Here is a 16888-nt window from a genome sequence, read left to right on the forward strand (position 1 = left end):
AGAAATCTTCGCTTCTCTTGATGTCCTGCCGTTCCTAGGCTGTATCCATGCTCACGGTTCTCGCCGGCCTCGGCCTCGGTCTCTCCCTCATCGTCGCCATCGGCGCGCAGAACGTCTTCGTGCTGCGTCAGGGGATCCGCCGCGAGCACGTCCTCGCCGTTGTGGCCATCTGCGCGCTCTCCGACGCAGCGCTGATCGCGGCGGGCGTCGCCGGGCTCGGCTTCGTGATCTCTGCCGCGCCGTGGCTGGTGGTCGTCGCACGATGGGCGGGGGCGCTGTTCCTGCTGACCTATGGCATCCTGGCCGCACGCCGGGCCTGGCGTGGAGGTGAGGAGCTGGTCGTCGAGACCTCCGACTCCTCGCCCTCCGCATCGCTCGCATCGAGCGGCGTGACGGCGACGCTCACTCGCACGCGGTTGACACCCGTGATCCTGACGACGCTCGCCCTCACGTGGCTCAACCCGCACGTGTACCTCGACACCGTGCTGATGCTCGGATCGATCGCCGCCACCCACGGCGACGAGCGCTGGCTGTTCGCGGGCGGGGCGATCGCCGCCAGCATCCTGTGGTTCACGGTGCTGGGGTTCGGCGCCCGCTATCTGGGGCGCTGGTTGCGCACCCCGCGGTCGTGGCGCATCCTCGACGCCGTGATCGCGGTGGTCATGATCGCGATCGCGATCAGCCTCGTGCTGCCGGTGCTAGGAATCTGAGCGGAGTCAGACGCTGTCGATCTGCGCGAGCCGGGCGCGGACGAGCGTCTCGAGCACCTCGCCCGGGATCGGATGCTCGGGCTGGAACCGGATGGTGCCCTTGTCGACGCTGACTCCCGGATGCCCGTCGAGCATGTCGGCGACGGCGGCGACGGCATCCGGGCTGAACGGGTAGATGCCGATGTGCTTCTTGGCGCGCATCACCGAGAGCAGCGGCTTGCCGCCGTGCACGAGCGCGGGCATGCCGTAGCCCTTGCCCTGCTCGGACTCCGGCGCCTCCTGACGCGCGACCGCGTAGACCCGATCGATCGCCTCACGATCCGCCGTGGTGAGCTCTGCCAGGTAGTCGTCGATGGTTCCCACGAGGGCATCCTGCCACCGATCGACGCGCAGGGCGAGGACCGTGCGCGATCAGACGCCGTCGAGCGGACGCATGATGCGGGTGAGGAAACGCTTCGTGCGCTCGTGCTTCGGCGCGCTGAAGATCTCGGCCGGCGGCCCCTGCTCCACGACGACGCCGCCGTCCATGAACAGCACGTGATCGGCGGCTTCGCGCGCGAAGCTCAGCTCGTGGGTGACGACCGCCATGGTCCAGTTCTCGTCCGCGAGCTCCTTGATCACGAGCAGCACTTCGCCGACGAGCTCCGGATCGAGCGCACTGGTCGGCTCGTCGAACAGCAGCAGGTCGGGCTTGAGCGCGAGCGCGCGCACGATTCCCACGCGCTGCTGCTGCCCTCCGGAGAGTTGGTGCGGGCGGGCATCCGCCTTGTCGGCCAAGCCGACCCGGTCGAGCAGCGCGAGCGCCTCGGCCACCACCTCGGCCTTCGGACGCCCCTGCACCCGCCACGGCCCCTCGATGACGTTCTCGAGAACCGTCAGGTGCGGGAAGAGGTTGTGGTGCTGGAACACCATCGCGGAACGGTCGCGCAGCGCGAGTCGCTTCTGCTTCTGCACGCGGGGCTTCGGCTGCACGGCGGGCGCGAAGTCGATCTCCGGCCCGCCCGCGACCACGATCGTGCCGGCGTCCGGTGTCTCGAGCCCGTTGAGCGCACGGAGCACGGTCGTCTTACCCGAGCCGCTGGGGCCGATGAGCACGACGACCTCGCCACGGTGCAGAGTCAGATCGATGCCGCGGAGCACCTCGTTGTCACCGAAGCTCTTGTGCAGGCCACGGGCGGTGAGCAGAGCCTCTGAAGTGTTGTCAGTGCGCGACACGACTGTCGAGCCTCCTCTCGAGGGCGCTCTGTCCGAATGACAGCACCAGGCAGAACACCCAGTAGACCAGCGCCGCGGCGAGGTAGAGCACCATGAACTCGTAGGTCGTCGACGCGATCTGCTGGGCCACCTTGAACAGCTCGGTCACGAGGATCAGCGACGCGAGCGAGGTGTCCTTCACGAGGGAGATGAACGTGTTCGACAGCGGCGGCACCGACACCCGCGCCGCCTGCGGCAGGATGATGCGCGTGAGCGTGCGCGTGCGGTTCATCCCCACGGTGTACGCGGCCTCCCACTGCCCCTGCGGGACGGAGAGGATGGCCGCACGCACCACCTCGGCGCCGTAGCCGCCGACATTGAGCGACAGCGCGATGATCGCGCTCGGCCATGGATCGATCGTGATCCCGATCGACGGCATGCCGTAGAAGATCACGAACAGCTGCACCAGCAGCGGCGTCCCCCGGATCACCGAGATGTAGAACCGCGCGACGCCAGAGAGGATCGGGTTCACGGAGATCCGCATCAGCGCGATGCCGATGGCGATGACGAGTCCCAGCGTGAACGATGCCAGTGCGAGCGGCACCGTCGCCGTCAGCCCCGCCCAGGCGATCGGCCCGAGCGAGTCGAGGAACAGCTGCCAGGGGTTCTCCATCGATTACTGCGAGACGTCTTCGCCGAAGTACTTCTTGCTGATCTCGGCCAGAGTTCCGTCCGCACGCAGCTCGTCGAGCGCCCCGTCGACCGCCGTGACGAGCGCTTCCTTGTCCTTGGTGAACGCGAAGGCCTGCTCGCCGGCATCTTCGGTCTCGGCGGCGATCTTCAGACCGGTCGGGCTGTTGGTCGTCTCGTAGTCGAGGAACGTCAGCTTGTCGTTGATGGTCGCATCGACGCGGCCCTGACGCAGGAGCTCGACGGCCTGCGCCCAGCCCTCGACGCCCTCGACCTTGGCACCCGATTCGGTGGCGAGGTCGTTCCAGTTGCTCGTGAGCGACTGTGCGGTGGTCTTGCCCTCGAGGTCGGCGAACGACGAGATCGAGTCGTCGTCCTCGTTCACGACGATCACGCCGGGCGAGACCGTGTAGGGCGTGCTGAAGAGGTATTTCGCCTCGCGCTCGTCATTGATCGTGACCTGGTTGGCGATCACGTCGAAGCGTCCGGCGTCGAGGCCCGCGAAGATCGCATCCCACTGGGTCTCTTCGAACTTCACCTCGAGGCCGAGCTTGTCGGCGACGGCTTCGATGATCTCCACGTCGTATCCGGTCAGGTCGCCGGCGCCGTTGTCGCCGTGGAAGCTGAACGGGCGATACGTGCCCTCAGTTCCGACGGTGAGCGTGCCGTCCTTCGCGAGACCGTACTCCGAACTCGCGGAGCTCTCGCCACTGCCCGAGGTGCTCGCGGGCGTGCTCGACCCGCTGCAGGCGGTCAGGGCTGCAGCGGCGACGACGAGTGCGGTGACGGCGATGAGACGACGGGACATGAACCCTCCTGGGGTGTGAAGCGCGGTGCGAGTTTACGCGACCGACGCGGGAACTCCCCTACAGTACGTGGCGCTCGGCGGTTCGCCGCATCCGATGACGTTGCGTTTCGCGGGCTGGCCGGCCCTCTCGGGGCCCTGCCCCGTTCGAGCGCCAGCAGGACGCAGAAACGCCCCCGGGCGAACCCGGGGGCGTTTCAGAGAGTCAGACTCAGATGGAGTTGACGTCCAGCGGGATGCCGGGGCCGAACGTGGTCGACACCGCACCCTTCTGGATGTAACGGCCCTTCGAGCTCGACGGCTTGAGGCGGACGATCTCCTCGAGCGCTGCGCCGATGTTCTCGTTCAGCTGCTCTGCGGTGAAGGATGCCTTGCCGACGACGAAGTGCACGTTGGCGTGCTTGTCGACGCGGAACTCGATCTTTCCGCCCTTGATCTCCTCGACGGCCTTGGCCGGGTTCGGAGTCACGGTGCCGGTCTTCGGGTTCGGCATCAGACCACGCGGTCCGAGCACCTTTCCGAGACGACCGACCTGGCCCATGAGCTCCGGGGTGGAGACAGCGGCGTCGAAGTTGGTCCAGCCATCGGCGACCTTCTGGATGAGCTCGGCGCCGCCGACCTCATCGGCACCTGCGGCGATCGCAGCCTCGGCCGCGGGGCCGGTGGCGAAGACGATGACGCGGGCGGTCTTACCGGTGCCGTGGGGCAGGATGACGGTGCCGCGCACCATCTGGTCCGCCTTGCGGGGGTCGACGGCGAGCTTCAGCGCGACCTCGACGGTCGAGTCGAACTTCGTCGAGCCGGTCTCCTTCGCGAGGGCGACAGCCTCGGTGGGGGTGTAGAAACGGTCTGCCTCGATCTTCTCGGCGGCAGCCTTGTAAGCCTTGGACTTGGTAGCCATGATTATTCTCCTCAGCCCTCGACCGTGATGCCCATGGAACGGGCGGTGCCGGCGATGATCGAGATCGCGGCCTCGATGTCGTTCGCGTTCAGGTCGGCCTGCTTGGTCTCGGCGATCTGACGGACCTGGTCCTTGGTGATCTTCGCGACCTTGACGGTGTGCGGGGTCGCGGAGCCCTTGGGGACGCCGGCGGCCTTCTTGATGAGCTCCGCAGCAGGCGGGGTCTTCAGGACGAAGGTGAAGCTGCGGTCCTCGTAGACGGTGATCTCGACGGGGATGACGTTGCCGCGCTGCGACTCGGTCGCGGCGTTGTACGCCTTGCAGAACTCCATGATGTTGACGCCATGCTGACCGAGCGCGGGGCCGATCGGCGGCGCCGGGTTGGCTGCACCGGCGTTGATCTGAAGCTTGATCAGGCCGGTCACCTTCTTCTTCGGTGCCATTCTCTTTCCTTTCATCGAATCGGATGCCGGAGCATCCGCTTCTCCCACAGATCCGGCGGTTCCGGAACGTGGTCGTCTCCGCGCACGCCGAAGCGTCGCACAAACCACACAAGTCTACCCGATCAGGAGGAGTCCTGCGGGCCACGGCCGCTCAGCGGCGCAACGGACGCCTGCCCGACGCAAGAGGCGCCTGCACGACGCGAGAACGGCCGCCCCGAGAGGGACGGCCGTTCTCGTGTGAATGTGTGTCAGACCATCTTGGTGACCTGGTCGAACGACAGCTCCACCGGCGTCTCGCGCTCGAAGAGGGAGACGAGGACCGTGAGCTTGCCGCTCTCGGGCTTGATCTCGCTGATCGAACCGGGAAGACCCGCGAACGAGCCCTCCTTGATCGTGATGGTCTCGCCGACCTCGAAGTCGACCTCGGCCGGCAGGGGACGAGCGACGGCGACGCCGCCCTTCGACGCGATGTTCTTGGCCGTGGGGACGTCCTTGACCTCGACGAGCGACTTCAGCATGTTGAAGGCCTCTTCGAAGCGCAGCGGCGTCGGGTTATGGGCGTTGCCCACGAAGCCGGTGACACCCGGGGTGTGCCGCACGACCGACCAGGTGTCTTCCGTGAGCTCCATGCGCACCAGCACGTAGCCGGGGATGCGCACGCGGGTGACCATCTTGCGCTGGCCGTTCTTGATCTCGACCACGTCTTCCATCGGGACCTCGACCTGGTAGATCTCGTCCTCGACCTCGAGCGTCGACTTGCGCTGCTCGATGTTGGCCTTCACCTTGCGCTCGAAACCGGCGTAGGAGTGGATGACGTACCACTTGCCCGGGAGCATGCGGAGGTCCATGCGGAAGGCCTCGTACGGGTCTTCCTCGGCGTCCTCGTCGTCGTCGTCCGTCGAGGAGTCCTCGTCGGCCTGCGCGTCGTCGGCGCCGAGCTCGGGACCGTCGTAGGGAGTGACCTCGTCGGCCGCCTCCGCCTCCTGCTCGGCGACCTCTTCGGCCACTGATTCGTTGAGGACCTCAGCGGCAGCCTCAGACTCAGCCGCTTCGTCCAGGTTGAGAGCGTCGTTCACGATCGCGTCCGCCTCCGGGTCGTCGATGTCGATGTCGATGTCAGCCGTGTCATCCTCTTCGCCGTCCTCATCTTCGACGTGGACCGCGACGTGTTCGGCCGAGGTGACCGAGAGCTCTTCCTCAGCGAGGACGTTGCCCTCCTGGGCCTCGTCTTCCTCGCTGGACTGCTCTGCGGCGGTCGCCCAGTCGGCGTCGTCGGAATATCGTTCAGACACGTTGTTTTCTCCATAGCTGCGGCGCGAGCCGCGGGGGTCATCAGCCAGGGATTCCGAACACCCAGTGCGCCAAGAGCCCGAAGGCGAAGTCCAAGCCGTAGACGATGCCCATGACGATGATCACGAAGACGAGCACCACCCCGGTGAACTTGAACAGCTCCTTGCGAGTCGGGGTGACGACCTTGCGGAGCTCGGCGATGACCTGGCGGATGAACAGGGCGATGCTCCCGAAGAACCGGGAGAAGGGGTTGCCCTTCTTCTCGCGGGTGGCGCCGGCCGCGACGACCTCGCCGCGCGGTTCGTCCTGATCCATCCTGAATGTACCTTTCGTGTGTCAGCGTTGCGCTGACGCGCAGGGCGGACAGGAATCGAACCTGCAACCTGCGGTTTTGGAGACCGCTGCTCTGCCAATTGAGCTACCGCCCTAGAGACCGGGAGGTCTCGGGGTGTTCTCCCCACTCTGCCACCGTAGCCGCGATCGGAAGACCCCAGGCATGGCGAAAGAATGCAGACAACAACTGCCCCACAAGCATACGGCATCGATCCGGTCGCGCCGAACCGGGATCGCGATGGCGTGTTCTTGTTAGGCTCAGCGAGCGTATGCAGGAGGAGGGAGCGCCGGTGAGCGCTGAAGTGCAGCAGTTCCAGGTGGATCTGCGCGGAGTCGTCGATCTGCTCAGCCGGCACATCTACTCCAGTCCTCGCGTGTACCTGCGAGAGCTCTTGCAGAACGCCCGCGACGCGATCACCGCCCGCCGCGAGGTCGACGGTGGCGGCGGCCGCATCCGGATCACTCCGCTGACCGCCGAGACCGGCGAGTTCGTGCTGCGCGACGACGGCGTGGGGCTGACCGCCACGGAGGTCGCCGATCTGCTGGCGACGGTCGGCCGCAGCTCCAAGCGGGACATCTTCGACCTCCCCCGCAGCGACTACCTCGGGCAGTTCGGCATCGGTCTGCTCAGCTGCTTCATGGTCGCCGACACGATCGTCATCCGCTCGCGCAGCGCCCGCGGCGGCGCCTCGGTCGAGTGGACCGGTAGTGCCGACGGCACGTTCCAGGTGGCCGAGATCGACGAGGAGCTGCCGATCGGCACCAGTGTGCACCTCGTCCCGCGCTTCGACGCCGACGAGCTGCTGCGCCCCGCCGCAGTGCACGAGCTGGCGACGACGTTCGGGGAGTTCCTGCCGGTGCGCGTCACGATCGACGCCGCCGCCGGCGACATCGACATCACCCGAGACGCTCCGTTCCTCGACGCCGCGCAGGACCCCGAAGCGGCGGTCGGCTACGGTCGGGATCTCCTCGGCGCGAGTCCGCTCGACGTCATCGAGCTGAGCGAGCCCGCGACGGGCACGCGCGGCCTCGCGTACGTACTGCCGTTCGCCCCTCCTCCCGGTGCACGCCAGGCCACGCGCATGTACCTGGGACGGATGCTGCTCTCCGAGCGCGTCGACGACGTGCTCCCCGACTGGGCCTTCTTCGTGCGCGCCGTGATCGATTCCACCGGCCTCGCTCCCACCGCGAGCAGGGAATCGCTCGTCGAGGACGCGGCGCTCGAACGCGTGCGCGAGCAGCTGGGCGCCGGCATCCGCCGCTGGGTGCTCGAGCTGGGGCTGCGCGAACCCCATCGTCTCGCGCAGTTCGTCGCCGTGCACGAGGTCGGCCTCAAATCCCTGGTGCGCCACGACGAGGAGCTCGCCCACTTCATCTCCCGCTGGTTGACGGTCGAGACGACGCACGGCACGGTGCGGGTCGGCGACCTCGTCGAGAGATACCCGCACATCCGCTACGCGCAGAGCGTGGACGAATTCCGCCAGGTGGCCGGCATCTCCCCCTCCGATGAGGTGCTCGTCAACGGCGGCTACCTCTACGACGCCGATCTGATCCGGATGCTGCCCGATCTCTACCCGCACGTCTCCGTCGAAAAAGTGGATGTCACGGGCGAACTCGATCGTCTCGATCCGCCACCCCTCGACGACCGCGATGCGGCCGTCGCCCTCGAAGCGCGCGCCGGTGCCGTGCTCGCCGCATCCGACTGCTCCGTGGTCGTCCGGTCGATCGACCGCCCCGATCTGGCCGGGCTCTACGTGGCCGACCCCGAGGTGCTGCGGGCGATCGACCGCGGACGCACCAAGGGCGTCACCGGGGCCCTCTGGGGCGGTGTGCTGGATCGCATCGACCAGACCCTGTCATCCGCCCGCGACGACGATCTGCGCGCGCGCCTGTGCCTGAACTGGTCCAATCGGGTCGTGCGCGCCCTGGTGCGCGTGCAGGACGACGCCGTCTTCGCGCGCACCGTGCAGCTCCTCTACATCCAGGCGCTTCTCGCCGGGCACCATCCGCTCGCGGACGCCGACCGGACGCTGATGACCAGCGCCCTCGCCGACCTCGTCTCGCTCTCGGCCGGTCTGGAGGGCGACACCATCCCCTTCGGCGACGCCCGCTGACTCTCCACCGAAAGGTCCCCTCCATGGCACGTCCGAAGAAGCGCTTCCAGCAGCTGATCGAGGAGATCGATCGCACCCCCTGGGGGCCCGCAGAGCAGGCGCTGGTCTCCGAGGCCGTCGCCCTGGCGATCGAGATCGGCGACGAGCGGCTCGAGTACGAGGCTCGGATGCGTCAGACCGCGTCGGCGAACATGAACGGCGCCACCGACGTGATGCTCAACTCGTTCGCGTGGTGCCTCGCCCATCACGATGCCGACCCGCAGCGCTTCCCGGCCGATCTCGACAACGGCGGAGCCGATCTGATGTGGCAGTTCAAGTGGATGGCCTCGTCGCTGCGGTCCTCCCCCGCGTTCTCGCAGGAGCAGATCGCCGCCGTGCTCGACGACATGGAGTCGCACTACCGCGCCGCGGGGCTCGGCGTCAGCGGCGTGCTCACCGCGCGCTTCGAGGACGCCTGGGACGCCGGTCGCATGGACGAGGCCGAGGCGCTGCGCGTGCAGCTGGAGGCGACGCCGCGCGACGACCACAGCCACTGCGACGCCTGTGGACGCAGTCAGATCGCGGGCTTCTTCGCCGACACCGACCGCGACGCCGAGGCGATCGTGCTCGTCGAGGAGATGATCGAGGGCGGATTCTCCTGTGGAGAGGAGCCCGAGCACGCCCTCTCGCGCGTGCTCCTGCCGTACCTGCGTGCCGGACGCCTCGACGAGGCGAAGACCGCGCATCTGCGCAGCTACCGACTGGCCAAGGACAACCCCGACAACCTTCGCATCGTCGCCAACAACATCGTGTTCGCAGCCCTCACCGGCAACGAGGCGCGCGCGCTCGCACTGGTCGAGAAGCACATCTCCTGGCTCGCGCACGACGGCCTGAACGTCGACGCCCACTTCGCGGCTCTCGCGGCCCTCGCCGTGGCGCTGGACCGGGTGACGGCCGTCGGACACGGCGACACTCCCGTGCGCGGCGCGGAGTCGGCCGCCCTCGTCCCGTTATTCGGCGAGCACGACGGCACCTGGAGCGCCGCCGAGCTCGCGGCAGCCGCGTGGACCGCTGCGGAGCGGATCGGAGCGGGCTTCGACGAGCGTGACGGGACGGACGGGCACGCCCGCAGCCTGGAACGGATGCGGGCGCTGGCGGACGAGCGGTACGACGTTCCGATCCGCTCCGACGCGTTCGTCGCCGCGGCACCCACCACCACACCGGTCGACGCGGACGGATGGTTCGAGCGGGCGATGCAGCTCGCCCAGTTCGGCGCCGAGCACGAGACGCTCGAGGCCCTGCCCCGGGCTCTCGAGGTCGAGGACCCCGCGAAGCGCGCCCAGTTGCTCTCGATGCGCCTGGGGATCCTGATCGCCCTCGATCGCGCCGACGAGGCTCTGCAGCTCCTCCCGGAGCGTGTCGCCGCACTGCGCGCGGCCGGTCGCGATGTGCAGGCCGATCTCGAAGAACGTCTCGGCCTCGCGACGTTCGGGCTGAACACCCCGGAGACGACCGCCGCCCTCGAGGAGGAGATCGGCGCCTCCGAGCATCTCCCCGCCTGGACACGCGGCGACCTCGCGATCAGCCGCGCCGCCCTGCACCTGCAGTCCGGCGAACCCGACGCCGCGCTCGATCACGCCGAGGTGGCGGCGCGGTCGTTCGCCGAGGCCGAGGACACCCGTCTGACGAACACCACGACGCTGCTGGCCATCTCGGCCGTGCTGAGCAAGGGCGACCTCGAGGCGGGGAGCGCGCTGCTCGACCGCTTCCTCGCTCAGGACGACCTCAGCGCGGGCCACCGGGCCCAGGCCCTGCAGACCCGCGCACGCGTGCGCGGCGGCGGGAACACGTACCTGGAGGGCGCGGCCGATGCCGACGAGGCCTGCCGCCTGCTCGCCGAACTGGGAGCGACCCGCGCGCTCGGTGACGCGCACCTGCTCGCCGGAGCCCTCTGGGAGGACGCGGACGAGCCGGAGAAAGCCGTCTCGCGCTACCGCCTCGCCGCGCGCCTGGGAGGCGAAGCCGGAGCGGACACGACCGGACTCGACTTCCGTCTCGCGCGCGCGATGCTGCGTGTCGGCGATGCAGAAGAAGCCGCAGAGCTGTTCGGCGACGTGCTGCAGCGCGAGGAGAAGGCCGACGTCCCCGCCGGCTCGCGCGCCATGACCGTGTCGATGCTCGCGCGCGCCCTGAGCGCCGCGGGCGAGTTCGGTCAGTCGGTCGGTGCGCACGGCTATGCCTCCGAACTGTTCGGGCAGGCCGAGGAGCACGCGGACCAGGCGATGTCGATGACGGAGCAGGCCAAGATCCTCGCGCGCTTCGACGAGCACGACGATGCGATCGCCCTGCTTGAGTCCGCCGCCGAGATCGTACGGCGCGCGCCCGAAGCCGTCGGCGCGCTCACCGAGGTTCTGCACAGTCTCGGCCAGGCCTACGGCGGACGCGGCGATGAGCGGGCGTTCGGGCTCTTCGACGAGGTCGCCGCCCTCGCGCAGCAGCACGAGGCCGAGTGGCTGCTCGCCGATGTGACCGACTCGCGCGCACGGGCGCTGGCCGAGCTCGGCCGTGTCGATGAAGCCGTCTCGGCTGCTCTCACCGCGGCCGACGGCTTCGCAGCGCTCGGAGACCTGGGCTCGGCCGGAGGCTCGGAGTTGTTCGCGGCACGGGTGCTCGCCGGCAACGAGCGCTCAGCCGACGCGGTCCCGGTCTACCGCAGCGCCATCGAGCACGCGGCCGGACACCCGCCGCTGTTGCAGGTGTCGGCCCTCGAGCTCGGCAACGTGCTCGAGGCACTCGGCCGTCACGGCGAAGCCGCCGAGATCCGCGCGCACCTGGAGAGCTGAGCGCCGGGCCGGCGAGACGGCGCCGTCGCGGGGGGCGCCGTCTCAGAAGAGCTGGCGCCAGTTGGCCTTCGCGAGATCGAGGAGTTCGTCGCCGCGCCCGGACATGACCGTGCGGATCGCATAGAGCGCGAAGCCCTTGACCTGCGCCGCCTCGATCGCGGGCGGCATGGAGAGCTCCTGCCGTTCGGTGACCACGTCGAGCAGAGCGGGACCGTCATGGGCCAGCACTTCGCGGACGGCGTCGGGGAGGTCCTCGCTCCGCTCCACCCGGCGTGCGAAGATCCCCATCGCCTCGGCGATCGCAGCGAAGCTGGGGTTGTCCAGCCCCGTCCCGTACGTCACGAAACCGGCGGCCTTCATCTCGAGCTCGACGAAGTTCAGCGACGAGTTGTTGACCACGACGGTCTTCACGGGCAGCTTGTTCTGCGTCAGGGTCAGCAGCTCGCCGAGCATCATCGAGAGGCCGCCGTCACCCGCGAGCGCCACGACCTGACGGTCGGGGTGTGCGACCTGGGCCCCGATGCCGTGCATCAGCGCATTGGCCATGGAGCCGTGCGTGAACGAGCCGATCAGTCGCCGGTTCTCGGTCATCGAGAGGTATCGGGCCGCCCACACGGTCGGCGACCCCACGTCGGCCGTGAAGATCGCATCGTCGGCCGCGTATTCGTCCAGGAGACGAGCGAGGTACTGCGGGTGGATGGGACGCTTGCCCTTGGCCGGCACCGCCAGCTCGTCGAGCTTCTTGCGAGTCTTGCGGTAGTGCGCGGTGGCATCGTCGAGGTGCGTACGGTCGTCCTTGCGCGCCAGTCGAGGCAGCAGTGCGTCCGCCGTGGCACGCACATCGCCGACCAGCCCCAGATCGAGCGGATGCCGCTTGCCGAGCTGGGCGCCACGGATGTCGACCTGGATCGTCGTCGCGTTGTCGGGGTAGAACTGCTCGTACGGGAAGTCGCTGCCCAGCACCAGCAGCGCGTCGGCGGCCTCCATGGCCCGGAAGCCCGAAGCGAAGCCGAGAAGCCCCGTCATCCCCACGTCGAAGGGGTTGTCGTACTCGATGAACTCCTTGCCGCGGAGCGCATGCACGATGGGAGCACCCAGTGTGTCGGCGAGCGCGATGACCTCGTCGTGCGCGCCCTCGACGCCGGCTCCGGCGAGGATCGTGACCTTCTTCGCGGCGTTCAACAGCGTCGCCGCCTTCTCGAGCTCCGCCGGATTGGGCACGACCACCGGGCGGGTGCGCTCGATCACGACGGCACGGTCGTCGGCGATGTCTGCCAGGGCGACGTCACCGGGGATCACGAGCACCGCGACCCCGCGCTCTTCGATGGCAGCACGCATGGCGATCTCCATCAGGCGCGGCATCTGCTTCGGATCGGCGACGTACTCGACGTAGACGCTGCACTCGCGGAAGAGCTCCTGCGGATGCGTCTCCTGGAAGTATCCGGTTCCGATCTCGGTGGTGGGGATGTGGGCGGCGATCGCGAGCACGGGAACACGTGAGCGGTTGGCGTCGTAGAGGCCGTTGATCAGATGAAGGTTCCCGGGCCCGCAGGATCCGGCGACGACGGCGAGCTCGCCGGTGGTTGCAGCATCGGCGGCGGCGGCGAACGCGGCGGATTCCTCGTGCCGCACATGCACCCATCGGATCGTGCCGTCTTTGCGCAGCGCATCCGTGAAGCCGTTCAGCGAGTCCCCGGGAATGCCGTAGACACGGTCGATCCCGTTGGCGTGCAGAGTTTTGACGATGTTCTCAGCGACGTTTGCCATGCTTCGACCCTACGCCCGAGGCACGGGGCTGAGGCTCGTCGGACGACCGTGACAGATGTCACTCGAACTGCCGACATCCGACACTGTCGCCGCTTCGACGCGCGATCTAGCCTCGAAGCATCAGAAGAAGCCGAGACGCTCGCCGGCGCATCCGGGGTCACGGCACGACGAGAGGATGCAGAATGAGCGACTTCGCCATCGGAGACACCGTGCAGATCACCGGACCGACGATGACCGGCAATGTCGGAACCGTCGTCTCGATCGACGGGAAGCGGGGAAAGTACCTCGTGCGCATCACGGACGTGACCCAGAACTACTTCACTTCCGAGGAGTTGAAGCTCTTCTCCGCCTGAGGGCGACGAGCGGCGCTCAGTACTCCTGAGCACCATCCCGGTCCGGCTCTGCACTGCGACGGAACGCCCGCCCGGAGACCGACGTCGGGTCGATGCGCACGTAGACGCGCTTGAGGGTGGGGATCCAGGGGCGAAGGCCCGCGGCATCCGCGCGGTGCACGTCCGCATCCGCCTCCAGAGCGGTCGCGTGCCCGCGAACGATGACGCTCCAGGCGTCCGTGTCGGTATGATCGTCGACCTCGAACAGCACGTCGGTGTTCACCGTCAGCTCGAACAGCTTGCTGCCCGGCGCCGTGCGGAACAGGATGCCGTCGCCGTCGACCACGTAGTTCACCGGGAAGATGTCGATCGTGTCCCCGACGTGGGTGACGAGTCTTCCCAGTTCCTGCGTGCCGAGCAGCTCCCGGCTCCGGTCGGTGGTCAGCATCTCGATGGGGTCGGTGTGCGCGCTCATGCCGCCATTGTCTCGCACTCGATGTCCCCACCGACAGGGCATCCGTCCCGCATTCGGTGGTGGATGCGACAACGGCCCCCCGCGTTCTGCGAGGGGCCGTTCATCGTGCGCTCAGCCGATGCGGATGAGCTTCTTGTTGACGAACTCGTCCGCGGCCAGGTGACCCAGTTCGCGGGCCGTGCCGCTGCGCTTGACGCCGCCGAACGGCAGCTCGGGGCTGTCGGCGAGCACGAGGTTGACGTAGACCATGCCCGCCTCGATCTTGTCGGCAACGCGCTCCGCCTGCGCGGCATCCGTCGTGAAGACGTAGGAGCCGAGACCGAAGGTGGTGTCGTTCGCGAGCTCGACCGCCGCGTCCTCATCCGCCACGCGGTAGACGACGGCGGCGGGGCCGAAGAGCTCCTCGCGGTAGACGTTCATCTCGGGCGTCACGTCAGCCAGCACGGTCGGAGCGAAGAACGCGCCGTCACGGGTGCCGCCGGTGAGGAGCGTCGCTCCCTGCTCGACCGCCTGGTCGATCTGCTTCTGCAGGTTGACCGCAGCCGTCTCGGACGACACCGGACCGAGGACCGTGTCGTCGAGCATGGGATCGGTCGCCTCGATGGCCGCCATCGCCGCCGTGAACTTCTCGACGAAGGCGTCGTACAGGCTGTCGACGATGATGAAGCGCTTCGCGCCGTTGCAGGCCTGCCCGTTGTTGTCGAGGCGCGCATCGACGCCGGCCTGCACCGTGGCGTCGAGGTCGTCGGTGGAGAGCACGATGAACGGGTCGGAGCCGCCGAGCTCGAGTGCGACCTTCTTGAGGTTGCGTCCGGCGATCTCGGCGACCGCGGCACCGGCGCGCTCGGATCCGGTGAGCGAGACACCCTGCACGCGCGGGTCGGCGATCATCGTCGCGATCTGCTCGTTCGTCGCGAGGACGTTCTGGTAGGCGCCCTTCGGGAATCCGGCATCGTGATAGATCTTCTCGATCGCGGTCGACGACTCCGGGCACTGCGGGGCGGGCTTGAGCAGGATCGTGTTGCCCACGATCAGGTTGGGAGCGGCGAAGCGCACGATCTGGTACGCCGGGAAGTTCCACGGCATGATGCCGACGAGCGGGCCGAGCGAGGAACGGCGGATGATGGCCGACCCCTCCCCCAGGATCGCGATCGGCTGGTCGGCCATGATCGACTCCGCCTGGTCGGCGTAGTACTCGGCGATGTCGGCGGCGAAGTCGACCTCGCCGAGGGCGGCCTCGCGGGGCTTGCCCATCTCACGCACGAAGATGTCGGCGAGCTCTTCGCGGCGTTCGCGGTGCAGCTCGGCGGCACGCCGGACGAGGGCCGCGCGCTCGGCGACCGTCGACGAGCGCGACCACTCGCGGTGGGCCTCGTCGGCGGCGGCGACCGCCTCATCGATCTGGGCATCCGTGAACGTGTCGAAGGACGCCAGCGTCTCTCCGGTGGCGGGGTTGGTGACGGCGTAGTCGGTCATGACATGTCCTCTCGTGTGGTGGTGCGGGGCCCGACGCGCGGGCCCCGCATCGGAAATCAGGAGACCGGGATCAGCGTGTACTTGGTGGACAGGTACTCGTGGATGCCCTCGAAGCCGCCCTCGCGGCCGACGCCGGACTGCTTGACGCCGCCGAAGGGTGCGGCCGCGTTCGAGACAACGCCCACGTTGAGACCCATCATGCCGGTCTCGAGCCCGTCGATCATCCGCTGACCGCGCTGCAGGTTCTCGGTGAAGACGTACGACACGAGTCCGTACTCGGTGTCGTTCGCCAGGCGCACGGCCTCTTCCTCGGTCTCGAAGGTCGCGATCGCGAGCACCGGTCCGAAGATCTCCTCGCGCAGGATCGCGCTTCCCGCGACGACATCGGTCAGCACGGTCGGCTCGTAGAACGTGCCCGTGCCCTCCACAGCCTTGCCACCTGCGAGCAGCGTCGCACCGCGACCGACCGCATCGTCGACGAGTTCGCCGGCCTTCGCGACGGCATCCGCGTCGATGAGCGGTCCGATCGCCACGCCCTCTTCGGTGCCACGGCCGATCTTCATGCCGTTGACGCGCTCGGTGACACGCTTGGCGAATTCGCCCGCGACGTCCTTGTGCACGATGAAACGGTTCGCCGCCGTGCAGGCCTGTCCGATGTTGCGGAACTTCGCGGCCAGCGCACCGTCCACGGCCTTGTCGAGGTCGGCGTCGTCGAACACCACGAACGGGGCGTTGCCGCCGAGTTCCATCGACACGCGCAGCACGCCCTCCGCCGCCTGGGCGATGAGCTTGCGTCCGACCTCGGTCGAGCCCGTGAAGGAGAGCTTGCGCAGACGCGGGTCGGCGATGATCGGCGCCGACAGCGCGCTCGACTTCGAGGTCTGCACGACGTTGACGACACCGGCGGGAAGGCCGGCCTCTTCGAGCAGCTTCGTGAAGTACATCGTCGTCAGCGGCGTGAGTGCCGGGGGCTTGATCACCACGGTGCAGCCGGCCGCGAGTGCCGGAGCGATCTTGCGCGTCGCCATCGCGAACGGGAAGTTCCACGGCGTCACGAAGAACGACGGTCCGACCGGGCGCTGCGACACGACCATGTGACCGGTGCCCTCGGGGTTGATGCCGTAGCGGCCGCTGATGCGCACGGCCTCCTCGCTGAACCAGCGCAGGAACTCGCCGCCGTAGCCGACCTCGCCACGCGCCTCGGCGAGCGGCTTGCCCATCTCGAGCGTCATGAGCAGCGCCAGGTCCTCCTTGTGCTCCTGCACGAGGTCGAATGCCCGGCGGAGGATCTCACTGCGCACGCGCGGAGCCGTCGCGGCCCACGCGTCCTGCGCGGCGACGGCCGCATCGAGGGCGCGGATGCCGTCTGCGGGCGTCGCGTCGGCGATCGTGCGGATCACGGCACCGGTCGCGGGATCCTGCACGTCGAACGTGCCGCCGGTCTCGCCGTCGATCCACTCACCGCCGATGAAGAGGCCGGTGGGGATGCTGTCCAGGAGCGCCTGTTCGGTCTGAGTGCTCATGATTCTCTTTCTG

16 protein-coding genes and 1 tRNA gene are annotated in these 16888 nt (G+C 68.3%); 4 read left to right on the plus strand and 13 right to left on the minus strand.

Annotated elements, in window-relative coordinates; translation table 11 throughout:
- Positions 1–47: 47 nt before the first annotated feature.
- Positions 48–710 carry a LysE/ArgO family amino acid transporter gene (locus GZ64_RS0114745; protein WP_029267329.1) on the plus strand — a complete coding sequence of 221 codons (663 nt, stop codon included), beginning with the start codon at positions 48–50 and terminating at the stop codon, positions 708–710.
- 6 nt (positions 711–716) lie between these two features.
- On the opposite strand, the gene GZ64_RS0114750 is transcribed toward GZ64_RS0114745, so the two are convergent.
- The 9 genes from GZ64_RS0114750 to GZ64_RS0114790 all read right to left on the minus strand — a co-directional run bounded on the left by GZ64_RS0114750 (position 717) and on the right by GZ64_RS0114790 (position 6461).
- Positions 717–1073, minus strand: coding sequence for an iron chaperone (locus GZ64_RS0114750; RefSeq protein WP_029267331.1), 357 nt, complete (start codon positions 1071–1073; stop codon positions 717–719).
- Positions 1074–1121: 48 nt separating this feature from the next.
- Positions 1122–1925: an amino acid ABC transporter ATP-binding protein gene (locus GZ64_RS0114755; protein WP_029258907.1), complete on the minus strand. Its 804-nt coding sequence runs from the start codon at positions 1923–1925 to the stop codon at positions 1122–1124.
- The gene (locus GZ64_RS0114760) at positions 1912–2577 is read right to left on the minus strand and encodes an amino acid ABC transporter permease (RefSeq protein WP_029258908.1); all 666 of its coding nucleotides are present in this window, start codon (positions 2575–2577) and stop codon (positions 1912–1914) included. The genes GZ64_RS0114755 and GZ64_RS0114760 overlap by 14 nt, the downstream gene beginning before the upstream one ends.
- A 3-nt stretch (positions 2578–2580) precedes the next feature.
- Positions 2581–3402: an amino acid ABC transporter substrate-binding protein gene (locus tag GZ64_RS0114765; RefSeq protein WP_029258909.1), complete on the minus strand. Its 822-nt coding sequence runs from the start codon at positions 3400–3402 to the stop codon at positions 2581–2583.
- 208 nt (positions 3403–3610) lie between these two features.
- Entirely contained in the window at positions 3611–4300 is a 690-nt protein-coding gene (gene rplA, locus GZ64_RS0114770; protein ID WP_021201063.1) for a 50S ribosomal protein L1, read from the minus strand.
- 11 nt (positions 4301–4311) lie between these two features.
- Positions 4312–4743 (minus strand): 50S ribosomal protein L11, encoded by a 432-nt coding sequence (gene rplK / locus GZ64_RS0114775; protein WP_017829145.1) that lies wholly within the window; start codon positions 4741–4743, stop codon positions 4312–4314.
- 248 nt (positions 4744–4991) lie between these two features.
- The gene (nusG, locus tag GZ64_RS0114780) at positions 4992–6035 is read right to left on the minus strand and encodes a transcription termination/antitermination protein NusG (protein WP_029267332.1); all 1044 of its coding nucleotides are present in this window, start codon (positions 6033–6035) and stop codon (positions 4992–4994) included.
- Positions 6036–6075: 40 nt separating this feature from the next.
- Positions 6076–6348 (minus strand): preprotein translocase subunit SecE, encoded by a 273-nt coding sequence (secE, locus tag GZ64_RS0114785; protein ID WP_021201065.1) that lies wholly within the window; start codon positions 6346–6348, stop codon positions 6076–6078.
- Positions 6349–6388: 40 nt separating this feature from the next.
- Positions 6389–6461: transfer RNA gene (locus tag GZ64_RS0114790), tRNA-Trp, on the minus strand.
- A 195-nt stretch (positions 6462–6656) separates the two neighbouring features.
- Here GZ64_RS0114790 and GZ64_RS0114795 point away from each other — a divergent pair.
- Together GZ64_RS0114795 and GZ64_RS0114800 are read left to right on the plus strand one after the other, a co-directional pair.
- Positions 6657–8480 carry an HSP90 family protein gene (locus tag GZ64_RS0114795; protein ID WP_036331683.1) on the plus strand — a complete coding sequence of 608 codons (1824 nt, stop codon included), beginning with the start codon at positions 6657–6659 and terminating at the stop codon, positions 8478–8480.
- A 23-nt stretch (positions 8481–8503) separates the two neighbouring features.
- A complete protein-coding gene (locus GZ64_RS0114800) occupies positions 8504–11302 on the plus strand; it encodes a hypothetical protein (protein WP_029267336.1) in 2799 nt (932 codons plus the stop codon).
- Positions 11303–11344: 42 nt separating this feature from the next.
- Here the strand turns inward: GZ64_RS0114800 and poxB are convergent, their stop codons facing one another.
- Complete coding sequence (poxB, locus tag GZ64_RS0114805) at positions 11345–13069, minus strand: ubiquinone-dependent pyruvate dehydrogenase (RefSeq protein WP_021201068.1); 1725 nt, start codon at positions 13067–13069, stop codon at positions 11345–11347.
- A gap of 182 nt (positions 13070–13251) precedes the next feature.
- Between poxB and GZ64_RS20065 the strand changes: the two genes are divergently transcribed.
- Positions 13252–13422: a hypothetical protein gene (locus GZ64_RS20065; RefSeq protein ID WP_021201069.1), complete on the plus strand. Its 171-nt coding sequence runs from the start codon at positions 13252–13254 to the stop codon at positions 13420–13422.
- Positions 13423–13438: 16 nt separating this feature from the next.
- On the opposite strand, the gene GZ64_RS0114815 is transcribed toward GZ64_RS20065, so the two are convergent.
- The 3 genes from GZ64_RS0114815 to GZ64_RS0114825 form a co-directional block, all read right to left on the minus strand.
- Positions 13439–13876 carry a pyridoxamine 5'-phosphate oxidase family protein gene (locus GZ64_RS0114815; protein ID WP_029258912.1) on the minus strand — a complete coding sequence of 146 codons (438 nt, stop codon included), beginning with the start codon at positions 13874–13876 and terminating at the stop codon, positions 13439–13441.
- Between the two features lie 111 nt (positions 13877–13987).
- Positions 13988–15352 carry an NAD-dependent succinate-semialdehyde dehydrogenase gene (locus tag GZ64_RS0114820; RefSeq protein WP_029267339.1) on the minus strand — a complete coding sequence of 455 codons (1365 nt, stop codon included), beginning with the start codon at positions 15350–15352 and terminating at the stop codon, positions 13988–13990.
- 56 nt (positions 15353–15408) lie between these two features.
- Complete coding sequence (locus GZ64_RS0114825) at positions 15409–16875, minus strand: NAD-dependent succinate-semialdehyde dehydrogenase (RefSeq protein ID WP_029258914.1); 1467 nt, start codon at positions 16873–16875, stop codon at positions 15409–15411.
- Positions 16876–16888: the final 13 nt, after the last annotated feature.

The organism is Microbacterium sp. Cr-K32 (genome assembly GCF_000708345.1).
GTDB classification, from domain to species: Bacteria; Actinomycetota; Actinomycetes; order Actinomycetales; family Microbacteriaceae; genus Microbacterium; species Microbacterium maritypicum_A.

Coding starts and splice junctions, on each gene's coding strand:
- GZ64_RS0114760 (WP_029258908.1), bottom strand. CDS start 2,577: ATGGAGAACCCCTGGCAGCTGTTCCTCGACTCGCTCGGGCCGATCGCC.
- GZ64_RS0114820 (WP_029267339.1), bottom strand. CDS start 15,352: ATGACCGACTACGCCGTCACCAACCCCGCCACCGGAGAGACGCTGGCG.
- GZ64_RS0114765 (WP_029258909.1), bottom strand. CDS start 3,402: ATGTCCCGTCGTCTCATCGCCGTCACCGCACTCGTCGTCGCCGCTGCA.
- GZ64_RS0114825 (WP_029258914.1), bottom strand. CDS start 16,875: ATGAGCACTCAGACCGAACAGGCGCTCCTGGACAGCATCCCCACCGGC.
- rplA (WP_021201063.1), bottom strand. CDS start 4,300: ATGGCTACCAAGTCCAAGGCTTACAAGGCTGCCGCCGAGAAGATCGAG.
- rplK (WP_017829145.1), bottom strand. CDS start 4,743: ATGGCACCGAAGAAGAAGGTGACCGGCCTGATCAAGCTTCAGATCAAC.
- poxB (WP_021201068.1), bottom strand. CDS start 13,069: ATGGCAAACGTCGCTGAGAACATCGTCAAAACTCTGCACGCCAACGGG.
- secE (WP_021201065.1), bottom strand. CDS start 6,348: ATGGATCAGGACGAACCGCGCGGCGAGGTCGTCGCGGCCGGCGCCACC.
- GZ64_RS20065 (WP_021201069.1), top strand. CDS start 13,252: ATGAGCGACTTCGCCATCGGAGACACCGTGCAGATCACCGGACCGACG.
- GZ64_RS0114800 (WP_029267336.1), top strand. CDS start 8,504: ATGGCACGTCCGAAGAAGCGCTTCCAGCAGCTGATCGAGGAGATCGAT.
- GZ64_RS0114745 (WP_029267329.1), top strand. CDS start 48: ATGCTCACGGTTCTCGCCGGCCTCGGCCTCGGTCTCTCCCTCATCGTC.
- GZ64_RS0114815 (WP_029258912.1), bottom strand. CDS start 13,876: ATGAGCGCGCACACCGACCCCATCGAGATGCTGACCACCGACCGGAGC.